At 59.9% G+C, this 14,511-nt stretch carries 12 protein-coding genes; 8 read left to right on the forward strand and 4 right to left on the reverse strand.

Features of this window, described 5'->3' with window-relative positions; all coding sequences use genetic code 11:
• Positions 1–2: 2 nt before the first annotated feature.
• Together PWM43_RS04175 and PWM43_RS04180 are read right to left on the reverse strand one after the other, a co-directional pair.
• Complete coding sequence (locus PWM43_RS04175; protein ID WP_289841315.1) at positions 3–2,162, reverse strand: FUSC family protein; 2,160 nt, start codon at positions 2,160–2,162, stop codon at positions 3–5.
• 100 nt (positions 2,163–2,262) lie between these two features.
• The gene (locus PWM43_RS04180) at positions 2,263–3,471 is read right to left on the reverse strand and encodes a UdgX family uracil-DNA binding protein (protein ID WP_289841316.1); all 1,209 of its coding nucleotides are present in this window, start codon (positions 3,469–3,471) and stop codon (positions 2,263–2,265) included.
• A 651-nt stretch (positions 3,472–4,122) separates the two neighbouring features.
• On the opposite strand from PWM43_RS04180, the gene PWM43_RS04185 reads away from it, so the two are divergent.
• Positions 4,123–4,581 carry a MucR family transcriptional regulator gene (locus PWM43_RS04185; RefSeq protein WP_289841317.1) on the forward strand — a complete coding sequence of 153 codons (459 nt, stop codon included), beginning with the start codon at positions 4,123–4,125 and terminating at the stop codon, positions 4,579–4,581.
• A gap of 171 nt (positions 4,582–4,752) precedes the next feature.
• Positions 4,753–5,073: an integration host factor subunit beta gene (locus tag PWM43_RS04190; protein ID WP_289841318.1), complete on the forward strand. Its 321-nt coding sequence runs from the start codon at positions 4,753–4,755 to the stop codon at positions 5,071–5,073.
• A 37-nt stretch (positions 5,074–5,110) separates the two neighbouring features.
• Here the strand turns inward: PWM43_RS04190 and PWM43_RS04195 are convergent, their stop codons facing one another.
• Positions 5,111–6,004, reverse strand: a complete 894-nt coding sequence (locus PWM43_RS04195; RefSeq protein WP_289841319.1) for a LysR family transcriptional regulator — start codon at positions 6,002–6,004, stop codon at positions 5,111–5,113.
• 131 nt (positions 6,005–6,135) lie between these two features.
• Positions 6,136–7,098 carry a thioredoxin-disulfide reductase gene (trxB, locus tag PWM43_RS04200; protein ID WP_289841320.1) on the reverse strand — a complete coding sequence of 321 codons (963 nt, stop codon included), beginning with the start codon at positions 7,096–7,098 and terminating at the stop codon, positions 6,136–6,138.
• 128 nt (positions 7,099–7,226) lie between these two features.
• On the opposite strand from trxB, the gene PWM43_RS04205 reads away from it, so the two are divergent.
• From PWM43_RS04205 to PWM43_RS04230, 6 genes are all read left to right on the forward strand, one after another.
• A complete protein-coding gene (locus PWM43_RS04205; RefSeq protein ID WP_289841321.1) occupies positions 7,227–7,754 on the forward strand; it encodes an Lrp/AsnC family transcriptional regulator in 528 nt (175 codons plus the stop codon).
• 34 nt (positions 7,755–7,788) lie between these two features.
• Positions 7,789–8,874 carry a glycosyltransferase family 2 protein gene (locus PWM43_RS04210; protein ID WP_289841322.1) on the forward strand — a complete coding sequence of 362 codons (1,086 nt, stop codon included), beginning with the start codon at positions 7,789–7,791 and terminating at the stop codon, positions 8,872–8,874.
• On the forward strand, positions 8,861–10,318 hold the full coding sequence (locus tag PWM43_RS04215) for an ArnT family glycosyltransferase (RefSeq protein ID WP_289841323.1): 1,458 nt from the start codon (positions 8,861–8,863) through the stop codon (positions 10,316–10,318). Before PWM43_RS04210 ends, PWM43_RS04215 begins: the two co-directional genes overlap by 14 nt.
• A 40-nt stretch (positions 10,319–10,358) precedes the next feature.
• Positions 10,359–11,414 carry a flagellar motor protein MotB gene (locus PWM43_RS04220; protein WP_289841324.1) on the forward strand — a complete coding sequence of 352 codons (1,056 nt, stop codon included), beginning with the start codon at positions 10,359–10,361 and terminating at the stop codon, positions 11,412–11,414.
• Between the two features lie 10 nt (positions 11,415–11,424).
• On the forward strand, positions 11,425–12,291 hold the full coding sequence (gene motA / locus PWM43_RS04225) for a flagellar motor stator protein MotA (protein WP_289841325.1): 867 nt from the start codon (positions 11,425–11,427) through the stop codon (positions 12,289–12,291).
• A 117-nt stretch (positions 12,292–12,408) separates the two neighbouring features.
• On the forward strand, positions 12,409–14,463 hold the full coding sequence (locus PWM43_RS04230; RefSeq protein WP_289841326.1) for a prolyl oligopeptidase family serine peptidase: 2,055 nt from the start codon (positions 12,409–12,411) through the stop codon (positions 14,461–14,463).
• Positions 14,464–14,511 lie beyond the last annotated feature (48 nt).

Raw genomic sequence — 14,511 nt, forward strand, 5'->3', positions numbered from 1 at the left:
GCTCACGTGATCGCCTTGGCCTGGCGTGCGAGGCCGATGAAAGGTCGGCGCTCGTCAAGGAATTCGCCGTTTTCCTGAAGTACGTGATTCACGAGAACGAGATACGAAATGCCGCGCATGAGTTCCAGACGGGTGACGAGGTCCGCTTCGAGACCATCGAGCTGACGCAGGCGCCGGATGGCAATGCGTGCGGTGCGTGCAGGCTGGGAATGGCGCGCGCGCGTATGTTCGAGCCGGTAGAGCAGCAGTTCGATCGGACGGCGCGCGGAGTCGGGCAGATGTTCCCGGTCCAGCAGCGTACGCAGGCGAATGATGTTCAGCCCCAGCGTCATGGTGGCCAGCGTGCCCTGGATATAACGCTCGACGATGGCCCCCGGATTGGCCCCGGCGTGGCGCACGAGGCGTGCGAACCGGTCGATGTTGCGTCCGATCCAGAACCGGACGTCCGGGGTGAGCCGCAGGTGGCAAAGGCCACGCAATTCGGACAGCATTTCGCGCCGTAGCCGGAAGCGTTCCGTCCTGCTGTTGAAGGGCAGGAAGGTATGGAAGACGAGAACGCCGGCCGCGGCGCCGAGCACTGTTGCCGACGTCGCATTGAAATACTGGATTTCGTCGAGGCGATGATGGTTCTGGATGCCGACCATGGCGGGCATGAGCAGGCCGTAAGCCGCGGATTGGAGACCGAAATTCGGGTTGCCGCGTGCGAGGCCGCCGAGGAACATCGCCGGTCCATAGGCAACGATCAGCATTTCGTATGTGTCGAATTTCGGCACGAAGATGAAAACGAGGATTGCCGCCGCAATCGCCGCCCAGACCACGCCCCAGAGGAATTTGAGGCTGGCGATGGCTGGATTTTCCGTCGCCGCGAACAGGCCGCACACGACGGCGGAGAACGTCATGAATGTCTGGCCGTTGGACCAGCCCGTCACCTCATAAACCAGGGCAGTCAGAAGGACCGCACAAGAGACGCGCAGTCCGTTGTTGAAAGCGTTGCGCGGATCGCGATGGGTCTGCAGACGGAATGTGAAATGGTCGCGGGGCACCGGGTGTCCGCTGGCGTCGTATTCCGAAATCGCCGTGTCCAGATCGAGCAGAAGTTCGCTCAGGGCGACGAACAGCACACGCTCGTCGATTGGTCCCAGCGTGACTTCCGTTTCGTCTTCCGTGACATAAGGCGCCGCATAGTGGCGGCATTCCTCGACAAGAGCATGGATGTCCGCCAGCAGCCCGGCGATATCGTCTTCACTATCGAGGCGCTTGCCCAGAGAGCGCAAAAATTCCTGCGTCCTGCGTGAGACAGCTTTGAAATCCTCACTGTCGTGATCCAGGGCCGCGAGGCGCGTCGCCATGCCGAAACCACGGGAAAGCAGCACCGAGACGGCCGCCAGGGCGGCGCGGGCATGGTCCCCTTCGTGCCCATGGGGGCCCATCTCGATCTCGGCGTATTCGATATCGCTATTGACGCGCAGAATGGCGCCGAAGAGGTCGCGGGCCTGACGATGCGCAGCCTCTGATTCGTCGAGCAGGTCCGCGATGGCGACGGAAACGAGTGACAGGGCCGTTTGCAGCTTGGTCCGTACGATGCGTCTTGCGTTGCGTTCCTGGCTGGTTGCGAAAAGAATCCCGACGGCGGCTTCGCACAGGATTCCCAGCACAATGTATGTGCCGCGCGACATGGCGATCATGAAGATATTGTCGGGATCGGAAATCGCCGAAAGACCGACGATGGCGCAGGTATATCCCGCAAGAACAAGCGCATAGGCCCGGAAGTTGCTGACGAATGTCGCAAATCCGGCGCAAAGACCCGTCCAGATCGCGATCGCCGGGAAAAAGAGCCAGGGCGTCTGAGGAAAAGCGATGATGAGACTCGTCGCCGCAAGCACGCCCAGCACGGTACCGACAAGCCGCCAGCGTGCTTTGGACAGACTTTCGCCGCGTGTCGTCTGCGCGACGGCCCAGACGGTCATGGCGGCCCAGGACGGGCTGTCCAGTTCCATCCACATGGCGATTCCCAGAGCCAGAAGGGCGGCAAAGGTCGTCCGAAAGGCGAAGCCGAAGATTTGTGGGCTCGGGGCATACAGCCACGCCCATTGGCCAGGCGGACCACTCCGGGACGCCAGGCTGGACGGCAGGCGCAGACTAATGCCGAAACGGGCGCTCATTATAGGGAACTTCAGGACAGGGAAGGTTTGACGGAGCGCCTATGATGACAGTGTGAAGGCCGCGAGAAAAGGCACGGGTTTCTTACAAAACCGTTTGAATTCACTTCGACATGAGAGAGCGCGCAAGTCGAAGGTCATCCTTGAAGCGCTCTGTTTCGCGGATGCGCGTGGCGTCGTCGGGCAGACGCAGAAGGTAGGAGGGGTGCGTCGTGACGATGCCCTGCGTATCCTCCGAGAGGCGATGGGGCCGCGAGCGCTCGCGCGCGATCGTCACGTCGCGTCCCAGTACGGCGCGCGCCGCCGTGGCGCCCAGCATGACAAGGACGCGTGGACGCACAAGGCGTCGTTCGGCCGCCAGCCAGGGGGCGCAGGCCTGGATGTTCCCGGTGTCCGGCCTGGCATGAATCCGGCGCGCCCCGCGCTGGGTGAAGCGGAAGTGCTTGACGGCGTTTGTCACGTAGCAGGCGCTTCGCTCAAGGCCGACGTCCTGAAGAGCCGAATCGAACACCGCGCCCGCAGGGCCGACGAAAGGTCGACCGGCCAGATCCTCCTGATCGCCCGGTTGTTCGCCGACGAACATGAGGGCGGCTTCGGTCGGCCCCTCTCCGAAGACCGTGCGCGTGGCCGGACGCCATAAATCGCAGGCGTGGCAATCCGGCGCCATGGCCCGCAGGACGTCGAGCGATTGAAGTTCGTGGAGTTCCGAAAGCGTCGGAGGGTGAGTCACGGAGGGGAGACCAGACCAGTAATCGTTATGGGCGCCTGCACCGCCAATAGTGATCTCTCCGCCGTCACAGGCGAGATCGAAACGGGGTGTTGTCACAGCCCATGAAGCTGCGCATAGCGAACCGAGTGCGTGGCGCTGACCGATGGCCGAAAGGTGGCTTGGCCATGAAAGCATGGTCTCACCGCGACGAATGGCGGCCGAAAAGGCGGTGCGCAGGTCCAGGCCGGCGCTCCACGCCGCTTCCGCCATCGAATGGACATCACGTGTCACCTCGGACGGGACATGCAAAGCGTGGCTGTCATGCGCGAGGGTTTCCACGAATCGGTGCAGTTGCCGGAAGCGGTCCGGAACGTCGGCGAGAAAAGCCCCGCTCAGGAGGCGCGCCTGCTCGCGTGGGATGCGGAATGGCGATGCGCCGGTCGGTAGACTGCGGGACGCGCTTTGACTGAAAAGATCATTGGGTGCCGTTATCGACCAGATGACGTCTTCCGGAGACACGGCCCCGGCCAGGCAATGTCGGACATGGGCGCGCCAACCGGCAAAATCCGCGTCGTGGGCGAGGTGCGCATTATAGGATGTCATGGCAGCGAGCCAATGCCGGATCCGACATAAGCGCCGTGTGTGCGGTGATCAGACTGTGAAAGCGCACCGTCGGGACTGTGTGCACAAGCGTTAAGCATAAGAATGATGGCGCCGACGGCTATTCTCGATATCTGTTGCAAGGCGGTTGGTCCTCCAGCGTGATCGGGCATAACTGCTTGGCCCGGAGCGGGTTTCGCGTGCTCTCATATGGGGCGTCAGAACGCACGCGCGCAAAAGCCTCTGATGATTGTTTTGAAAACAATGGCTGACGAAAGCGGTCACAAGAAGAACCCGCCTTGTTTCGAGGCTGCGCATTCGACGGGACTTAAAAAAATCTGGCCGGGTGAACGAATAGGGGCGAATACCGGTCAGATTCGGATGGGCAGGGCGTCGCTCGACGAAACGGAGCGGATGGGGTGTTGTTTCGGTCTGAAACATTCGTAAAACAACGACCGGGACAGTGCATTCGGTTTGTCAAATAGCCATGACAGGCAATATTTATGCAGCGTGAGGCAATTCATGATGTCTGATTGTATCTCGGCGTATAAGCAGATGAGCCGGAAGCATTTACACAGGTTTTTGTTTACTGGGCTTTAGGCATCGTCTAAGACAGCGTCTATAGAAATCTCCTGCAAGTTTAGAGGTGGTACAATGTCAGAGTCTGAAAATGCAGATCGTTTGTTGGATCTGACCGCACAGATCGTTTCGGCCCACGTCACCAATAACACGGTGGCCGGGGATGCGCTTCCTGCTCTCATCAAGCAGGTCTATACGGCGCTTCATGGTGCGGGACAGGTTGTCCCGGAGCCTGAACGCCCTCAGCCGGCTGTGCCGATCAAGCGTTCGGTCTTTCCAGACTATATTGTCTGCCTGGAAGATGGGAAGAAACTGAAGATGCTCAAGCGTCATCTTCAGAGTGCGTATGGCATGACGCCCGATCAGTATCGCGAGCGTTGGGGGCTGCCTTCGGATTATCCGCTGGTCGCGCCGAATTACGCCGAGCGTCGTTCGCATCTGGCACGCGAAATCGGCCTCGGTCGCAAGATCAATGCCAGCACGGAGACCGGTGAGAGCGCCGCGCCACGCAAGACACGCTCCAAGACGAACTGACCGCCCGGCGGGCCCTGTCGAATAAGATAGGGCCTCGGATGGAGGCGGGAGAAAGACCGCCTGGAAGACACGTTGGAGTGACGGGGTTGACGTATCCATTGCGTGATTGCAACCTTGACGGTGAGTTCAAGGCGCCTCGGATACATAAACGCCTATCGACAAGGTCGTGATATGACGAAATCCGAATTGGTCGCGGAATTGGTGGCGGCAAATCCCCATCTGCTGGCTCGCGATATCGAGCGGATCGTCCAGACGATATTCGACGAAATCGGAGAGGCTCTTTCACGTGGGGATCGTGTCGAGCTTCGGGGTTTCGGCGCTTTCGTGGTCAAGAAGCGCGAAGCCCGTACGGGCCGTAATCCGAGAACCGGCGATTCTGTTGAAGTGGACGAAAAGACCGTTCCGTTTTTCAAAGCCGGAAAAGAGCTTCGCGAGCGTGTCAACAAAAACGCGACACGTCGTCGCCGTTCTGAGAAATTGGCTGCCACCTGAAACCAGAGCGCGTCGTATGGTGCTACGAGGCTGGGCTTCAGGGTTTTTGCTCGTTTGCAATTTCTGACAGCAGAAAATCCCTGAAAACCGAGATCCGTTTGGAAGTGCGCAACTCTTCCGGATAGACGAAATAGGCTTCCACCAGCGGCAGTTGCTGGCTGGGCATGATCTGCACAAGGCTCGTGTAATGGTTCGTGATGTAAAGCGGTAAAGAGCCGATTCCCATCCCTGATGAAATCGCCTGGGCAATACCGGGCAGGCTGTTGATCTCGACGCGGTTACGGATCGTGTGGTGGCATTTTTTTCGCGCCAGCTCCAACAGCCAGTTGGCATTGGGCAGGGGAGGATGCCACCCCGAAAACCCGATCAGTTGGTGCTTCTCGAGGGACATCAGGTCCGTTGGCGCACCATGCTTCTCGATATAGGCCGCGCTGGCATAAATCGGCATCGGAAAATTCGTGAGATGGCGTTGAATCAGATCCGGCTGTCGCGGCGGGTGCATGCGAATGGCAACATCGGCTTCACGCATGCCCAGATCGAGTTCATCATCCTCCATCAGAAGCGTGACTTCGATATCCGGATGCGCTTCGATGAAACGGTTCAGACGCGGCGTCAGCCAGCATAGGCCGAACCCGGTGGTCGTCGTGATTTTGATCTGTCCGGCCGCCTTGAGCTTGCTTTCACTCAGGAACGCCTGGGTCAGGGAGAGCTTGGCGAACATCTCCCTTACGGTCCGATTGAGGGTTTCGCCCTGTTCGGTCAGAATCAGACCGCGAGCATGTCGATGAAACAGGGGAACACGCAGCGACTCTTCGAGTGCCGAAATCTGACGCGAAACGGCGGACTGGCTGAGCTTCAGCTTTTCTCCGGCATGGGTAAAGGACCCCGCCTCGGCGACGGCGTGAAAGATACGCAGCTTGTCCCAATCCATTCCCGCATTCCTCTGCTCCGCGCGGGAGCATCCCGTATCATTCTATATCTTCAACGAATAAGTTGACTGATCCTCTGAGCATTCGTCAAGATTTTCAAATGGTAAGCAGAGGGTAAACTTGCCTTTTAAGTCTATTTTCCGCTGCTATGAGCAAGATAGCGTTCCGCTTCGAGGGCCGCCATACAGCCCGTGCCCGCAGCGGTTACCGCCTGCCGGAAGATCTTGTCCTGCACGTCGCCCGCTGCGAACACCCCGGGGACGGATGTCCGGGTGCTTCCGGCCTGCGTGATGATATAACCCTCCGCATCGCATTCCACCCAGTTTCGGAACGGTTCCGTCGTAGGCGTGTGTCCGATCGCAACGAAGACTCCGTCTACCGAAAGCGTTTCCGCCTCTCCGGTTGCGGTGTCCTTGAGGACGACGCCCGTCACGACGGGCGGCGTGCCGCTTCCCAGAATGTCCGCGACCTCACGGTTCCACCGGACATCCACCTTGGGATTCGCAAAAAGGCGATCCTGAAGAATCTTTTCCGCCCGGAACGAATCCCGTCGATGAACCACTGTGACGTGATCGGCATGATGGGTCAGGTAGAGGGCTTCCTCGACCGCCGTGTTGCCACCGCCAACCACAGCAACACGTTTGCCGCTGTAGAAAAAACCGTCGCACGTGGCGCAGGCTGACACGCCGGAGCCCTGAAGGCGCCGTTCGGAGTCCAGGCCAAGCCAGCGAGCCTGCGCGCCGGTTGCGATCACGACGGCGCGCGCCTCGAAGACGTCTCCCGAATCCGCGGTCAACCGGAAGCGGCGGCCTCGGTCATCCGACACCGTTTCGCATTGAACGATCAGGTCATAAATAATTTCCGTGCCGACATGTTCGGCCTGGGCCTGCATCTGCTCCATCAGCCACGGCCCCTGGATCGTTTCCGAGAAGCCGGGAAAATTTTCGACATCGGTTGTGATCGTCAGCTGGCCGCCCGGTTGAAGACCCGTGACCAGAAGGGGCTTGAGATTGGCGCGTGCGCCATAAATGGCGGCCGTGTAACCGGCGGGGCCTGCGCCAATCACAAGAAGATCAGTGTGCCGGGTGGTGGTCATGGAGGTCCTCGGTAAAACGGACAAAAACAAGGAGCGGGGTGTATGGTGACACCCACGGCCAGATGTCGATATAGGGTAGATCAGGCGCTTGGCCATAGCTGATGCAGAACAGGTTTGACGGTAACTGAATGAACGACCGCGATCCAGACGGCTCCAACCTCTCATCGCACGAGTTGCGGTCTCCGGCTCACGGAGAGAAAGTCGAGCTCGATGCCATTGACCGGCAGATTGTGGACGAACTGCAGCGTGATGGTCGAATGACCAATGTCGAGCTTGCCCGTCGTACGGGGATTTCGGCGCCGCCATGCCTGCGTCGCGTGCGTCGCCTCGAAACCACAGGCGTCATTCATGGCTATCATGCCGACGTGGATGCGGCACTTCTGGGCTGGTCGCTGACCCTGTTCGCCCTGATCGGTCTCGAGAGCCAGAAAGGCGCGATTCTGGAGGCGTTCGAGACCGAAGTCGCGGCATGGCCGGAGATTCGCGAGTGTCATATGATCAGGGGCGGGGGGGATTTCCTCGTTCGCCTCGTCGCGCGGGACGCCGCACATGAAAACATGCTGACACGACAGCTGACCGAACTTCCGAATGTGGTGCGTGTGCAGACCCTGCAGACCATTCGCACCAGCCTGGATCGGGCGGGCATTCCGCTATGACCGCCGCCGGGAATCGGTCGGTCATTCGGGTCTCATGATGCTTCCCGCCGAGCTGACGATCGTCGTGCCTTGTTATAATGAGGCCGCGAACGTGCGCCCTCTGGTGGCTGCCCTGGACAGGGCTCTTGTCGGCCTGAAATGGGAAGTGGTCTTCGTCGACGACAACTCCCCCGACGGCACGGCCGATATCGTATCGGAAGTGGCGGCCGACGACCCGCGCGTACGGGTGATCCGTCGTGTCGGACGTCGCGGCTTGTCGTCGGCGGTCATCGAAGGATGCCTTTCGTCCTCCGCTCCTGTCGTCTCCGTCATGGACGGAGATCTTCAGCATGACGAGACGGCGCTCCCTGGCATGGTGCGTCATATCATCGACGGGGATGCCGACATTGTGGTCGCCAGTCGTCATGTCGAGGGTGGTGACAATGCCGGGCTGGATGGTCGCTGGCGACATCTGCTGTCCCGGGGAGGAATCCGCCTCGCGCAGTTCATTCTGCCGTGCCGGTTGACCGATCCCATGAGTGGATTTTTCGCGGTTCGACGCTCTGTTTTTCTCGCGGCGGTTCCTCGGCTGGCGGGAAGTGGTTTCAAAATCCTGCTTGAACTCGTGCTGTCGGTTCCGCCGACCACTCGGGTGGTCGAGGTTCCGGCAATTTTCAAACCGCGCGTGGCGGGCGAAAGCAAGCTGGGACCGGTGGTGATGTTGCAGTTCGCCGGCATGCTCGTCGAGCGGCTCTGCGGCGGCTGGCTGCCCACGCGGTTTGTTGTTTTCGCGGCGGTGGGGCTCATCGGGATCATCGTAAATATCGCGGCCATGGAATGCGCCCGGATGGGCGGTCTGACGTTCGAGAAGGCACAGGTTGTCGGAACGATCTGCGCCATTCTTGCGAATTTTCAGCTCAACAATCGTCTCACATATCATGACAAACGTCTGAAAGGCCGTCGCTGGTGGCCGGGTTTCCTGATTTTCCTGGTCGGCTGCGGTCTTGGAAACGCCGCCAATATCGGGGTCGCCCAGATGCTTTTCGACCAGGACGGCCACTGGACGCGCTCAAGCGCGGCCGGCGCCCTGATCGGCGTCGTCTGGAACTATGCCGTGGCCTCCACGCTTGTCTGGCGCTGAAGGCAGATCCGCCCTGCATGCGCTGACGACCGCGCGGCTCTGCTGGGCGGCGGTCATCGTGGCTACGGTCGTACGGATGATCGTCGCTGCCAGCGTCCCGCTGACGCCGGATGAAGCCTATTACTGGATCTGGTCCCGGCACCTGCAGTTCGGCTATTTCGACCATCCTCCCATGGTGGCCTTGTGGATACGGGCAGGAACCGCGCTGTTCGGCGACAGTGCATTCGGCGTGCGCTGCCTTGGGCCTGTTTCCGCGCTGGCAGGGTCCTGGTTGCTATGGGACGCGGCGCGCGCTGCCGGGCGTGACGGAAACATGGCAGTAAGGGCTGTCGCCCTCCTGAACGCGACCTTGATGATCAATCTCGGCGCCCTGACGATGACGCCGGATACGCCACTTGTGTTTTTCGCAACCCTCGCGGTGTGGTCTTTCGCCCGGCTGATTGCCCACTGGCGCATGTCCTGGAGCGTGCTCGTCGGCCTTTCGCTGGGGCTGGCATGCGAAAGCAAATATACGGCGGTCCTTATGGTTGCCGGGGCGGTCATCTGGTGTGTGACAGAAAGGCGCTGCTGGCGGTCGTTCGGATGGCTTGGCGCCGGCGTTCTGACCGGCGCGGTCTGTGTGCTGCCGAACGTGATCTGGAATGCCGAGCATGGCTGGGCGAGCATCCTGAAGCAGGGAGGGCGGACGACCGACTGGCATCCGTCACGCGCGTTCCAGTTTCTCGGAGAGCTCCTCGGAGGCCAGATCGCGCTTGCGACGCCATGGGTGTTCGTTCTGTTCGTGGTCGGACTCTGGCAGGCGGCACGTCGCTGGAAGGACGATACGTTATCGCGGCTTCTGGTGCTTCTGGTGGTGCTTCCGGCCGGAGTTTTCTTCCAGCACGCTCTGGGCGATCGCGTGCAGGCGAACTGGCCGGCCTTTCTGTTCCCGGCTTGTGCTCTGGCGGCGGCGATGACGGGACGACGCGTGGTCGCTGCCTGCACTGTGGGGGGACTCATGGCCGTGGCTGTCTATGGGCAGGCGCTTTTCCATCTGTTGCCCCTCTCGTCGCATCATGATGTCGTGGCGCGCCAGACAGAGGGATGGGCTTCTCTCGGCTCCCAGATCCAGCGGGTTTCGGGGTCCGACACCTACATCTATGCCGATGATTATGCGGTGGCTTCGGAACTGGCGTTTTATGCGCCAAGATTGCAGATCGCAGGCTGGGAACGGCGCTGGGAATTGTTGTCCCGCGACGTCGTTTCGGGACAGCCCGGGCTTTTCCTTATCCGGACCGATACGTCTCCCTTGCCGCTTCCGACCGGATGGCATGCGGATCGCCGTCTCGTTACGGTCTGCCGTCTTGAGGGACGGTGTTACGACCTCATTCCCGTCCGTCCGGTCAAAGGCGCTGTCGATGCGGCAATTGTGCCGCTTCCAAGGCCCAAATTAACGTCTCCTTAATCGCCCAAGGTCATTCTTCGCCTGTCAGGAGAAGGCGCATATGCCAAGACAGGGTGGTAAAAAAGGGGACAACGCACCGCGGCCGATTCTACTGCGGCGTGAAGAGGTGCAGGCAGCTCCCCATCATGGGGGCGCCTGGAAGATTGCTTACGCCGATTTCGTGACGGCGATGATGGCGTTTTTTCTCGTCATGTGGCTGATCAACGCCGTCACTGAAGACAAGCGCCGAGGAATAGCCAGTTTTTTCAATCCTCTGGCGGAGGATACCGTCCAGCCCGTCAATACGATGCTTCCGGTTGATCCGGCGCCCCTGTCACGAACCCAGGCCAGTGGCAAACGCGATAAGTCGGAAACAAATCTCACGGAGAATATATCAGAATCGCAGTCGCAGTCGTCGCCAGTATCGGGACGTCCGACGGACCTGATGGTGCAGGCGGCAAAGGCCGATCGCGCGCCTCTTCATGACGATACTCAGCGTCCGTCGAGCAAAGAGGTCGTCGGACATCCGGCCGGTTCAAAACGCGTGACACCGGGAGACGCTTCCTCGGCAGGTGCCAGTGCCGCGCGTGATCGTTCGGTTCGGGCGCAGGCGGAGGCCGTGCGGCAGGAGATCAACCACGTGCTCGAACAGAATCCGGCACTCCGTGCGACCATCGGGCAGGTAAGGGTCAGCACGGGCTCCGACGAAATACGCATTTCCATTGAAGACAATGATCGCCAGCCCATGTTCGCGCGCGGCTCAATCGCCCTGGATCCCCATGCGATCGGGCTTCTGAAGTCGATCGCACCCGTCATCATTGCCATGCCCGGCGAGCTGAGCATCGCGGGTTATACGGATGCGGCGGCCTACCGTCCCGGTCAGATCAACAACTGGACGTTGTCTGCCATGCGGGCGGATGCCGCGCGGGAGACGCTCGTCAAAGCGGGCTTTCCAGACTGGAGACTGCGTTCCGTGACGGGGCACGCCGAACATGAACTGGCCAATCCTGAGCAGCCTCTCGCTGCGGGTAACCGTCGCATTGTTCTGACGATGATTCGTAAAATCGAACCTGATCCGGTGCCGGCATCAAGCCTGCCGACCTCCAACGTGAAATGAGACTTTCTGTATGCTGCTGATCGGTGGACTGCTTTTCGTCCTTGCCTGCGTCTTTGGGTCTTTTGCCGCGTCTGGCGGCATGCTCGGACCGTTGGTCATTTCCATGCCGTTCGAGCTGATTACCATTCTGGGAGCGGCAATCGGGACGTATGTCATGGCGAACTCGATGGATGCCCTCAAGCATGTTCCGGCAGGCATGAAGATCGCGTTCAAAGGCCCTAAATACGGACGTGAAGATTATCTCGAACTCCTTCGGGTCATGTATCAGTTCGTGCGTCTTGCTCACGCGAAGGGCGTTCTGGCGCTGGAGACGCATATCGAGGAGCCACAGACTAGTTCGATCTTTGCGGAGCATACGAAGATCAGGGACGACTCGCAGACCTGCGCCATGATCTGCGATTACTGGCGGCTTATCAGCATGAGCGCTGACGACCCTTATCAGATCGATGAAGTGCTTTCCCGGGAACTGAAGAAAAATCTCAACGAGGAGATGCATTTCCCGCATGCGCTGCAGACCGTCGCCGATGCCTTGCCCGCCCTCGGTATCGTTGCGGCGGTGTTGGGCGTGATCAAGACCATGGCTTCGATCAGCAAGCCGCCGGTCGTTCTGGGCGAAATGATTGCAGGGGCTCTGGTGGGAACCTTTCTGGGAGTTCTCCTCGCTTATGGGATCGTCGCGCCGCTTGCGGCCCGCATTGCGACCTGCATTTCCGAGGACGCGTCCTTCCATAATATTATCCGGTCCGTCCTGGTGGCGCACTTGCAGGGCAACGCGCCCCCTGTAAGCATCGAAATCGGTCGCAAGGACATTCCCGGCGTGCACATGCCGAGCTTTCAGGAAGTCGAGACGTCTGTTGAAGGTATGCCAGCCGCCTGACAGAAGTGAACTCATCTTGAGCAGGAACGTATCCTCAGTCACACTGCCGGAAAACAAAGGCGGGGCGCGGACATGCGGTGGATGGTCGGGATTTTATCTTGCGGAGCCGTATTGGGTGTGGCTCACGCGGCATCCGTGCCATCCAGAACCGACCTGGAAGACGTATCGGGTGTCAGAGCGCTCGACTGGGTGCGGACGGAGAACCGGCAAACCCAGGACGCACTGGAAAGCGACCCGCGATACAAAGGGTTCTATCAGGATGTGCTTGCCGCAGAGGAGGCGCCTGAGCGTCTTGCGCTCCCGGTCCAGCTCAGAGGTCAGATCTATAATTTCTGGCAGGATGCGGCGCATCGTCGCGGCATATGGCGCCGGACAGCGTTTGACGCGTTTGTCGGCAGGATCAACGCATGGGAAAACGTCCTCGATATCGACGCTTTGACGCTGTCCGAAAAGCAGGACTGGGTTTTTCAGGGAGCCGATTGCAATGGCCCCTCCGAGACGCGATGCCTTATCCGCCTCTCCCAGTCAGGAGAAGACGCCGACACGGTGCGAGAGTTCGATCTTGTCAGTAAAACCTTTGTAAACGGTGGGTTCGTTCTTCCCCGCGGCAAGCAGACGGCCATTTGGCAGGATGCCGATACGTTGGTGGTCGCTCGCCCCTGGGAAGACGAAAAAACGCCGGTGACGCGCTCCGGCTATCCCTACATCGTCAAGATACTCCGCCGCGGCGAGTCACTTTCGCAAGCTCGTGAAGCTTTGCGAGGAACGCCGGACGACATGTCCGTCGAACTTCGTCGGTTTCGGGATGAGACCGGCGCGACGATTCTGATGATCGAGCGCAAGAGGAACTTCTTCGAAAGCGTATATTACATCCTTGATCCGAAGACCGGAAAGTCGACGCTCATCGCGCTTCCGGCTCGTGTGGGGTTCATGGGCTTTTCCCACGGACGGCTTGTCATGAGGCTGGATCAGGACTGGACGATCCCTGGTGGCGCGGTCTTTCATCGAGGCAGCATCGTGAGCGTGGATCCGCGTCAGCCTCAGGAGGGCGTTGAAACAATCTTCGTGCCTGGCCCGACGCAGACCACAGCCTCCCTGGCAACCGGAGGCTCAGGTGTCACGGCGATCATTTATGACAATGTCCAGCCGCGTCTTTCGAGTTTCGCACCGGCGGTAAAGGGAGCGCCGTGGAAAGAAAGCCGGATCGCATTACCGAAGAATACGTCGGCCAAGATTGTTTCGGCGGATCGCGAGTCGTCCTACGTCTTCATCCAGAACGAGGGTTATATCGTCCCGCCGAAGCTGCAAATGCTCGACGCCGCCAAAGGAACAGTGCGGGATATCGCGCAGACTCCCGACCTGTTCAAGGCGGCAGACCTCGTCACTGAGCAATTCTGGGTGCGATCCAAGGATGGGACGCGTGTGCCCTATTTCGTGGTGCACAAGTCCAACTGGCATCTCGATGGCCAGAACCCTGTCCTGCAAACATCCTATGGCGGATTCGATCTCTCCTATCTGCCGACCTATTATCCCGATCTCGGCAAGACATGGTTCGAGCGCGGTGGGGTCTACGTCGTTGGCAGTATCCGGGGCGGGGGAGAGTTTGGTCCAGCTTGGCACGAAGCTGGTATGAAATCCGGTCGGCAGCGGGCTTATGATGATTTCGCTTCGATCGCGCAGGATCTCTTTCGCAGAGGCGTCACAACGCCCGCTCATCTGGGCATCCGTGGACGTTCCAATGGCGGACTGTTGATGGGGGTTGAGTTCACCCAGCATCCGGATTTCTGGAAGGCGGTCATCATTGGCGTCCCCCTTCTCGACATGCTGCATTACGAGACGATGGCCGCAGGCGCTTCGTGGAATGCGGAATATGGCCGGATGGCCAATCCCCGGGAACGGACCTTTCTGGAGGCTATTTCACCGCTTCAGCACCTGAAGGCGGAGATCCGTTATCCCGAGCCGTTTATCTTTACGTCCACGAAAGACGATCGCGTCGGTCCCGTGCATGCAAGGCTGTTCGCCACCAGACTCGAGGCACTCGGCAAGCCATTCTACTATTATGAAGATACGGAGGGCGGCCATGCCGGCACCGTCAATGCGCGTGAAGTCGCCCATGAACGTGCCTTGGAAGCTGTTTACCTGAGCCGTTTGCTGATGGACGCCAAACGCTAGAGACGAAAAAAGCCGCCTTCCGAAAGGGAGGCGGCTTTCAGCTCAGAA

It is taken from the genome of Brytella acorum (genome assembly GCF_029309905.1).
Lineage (GTDB): Bacteria > Pseudomonadota > Alphaproteobacteria > Acetobacterales > Acetobacteraceae > Brytella > Brytella acorum.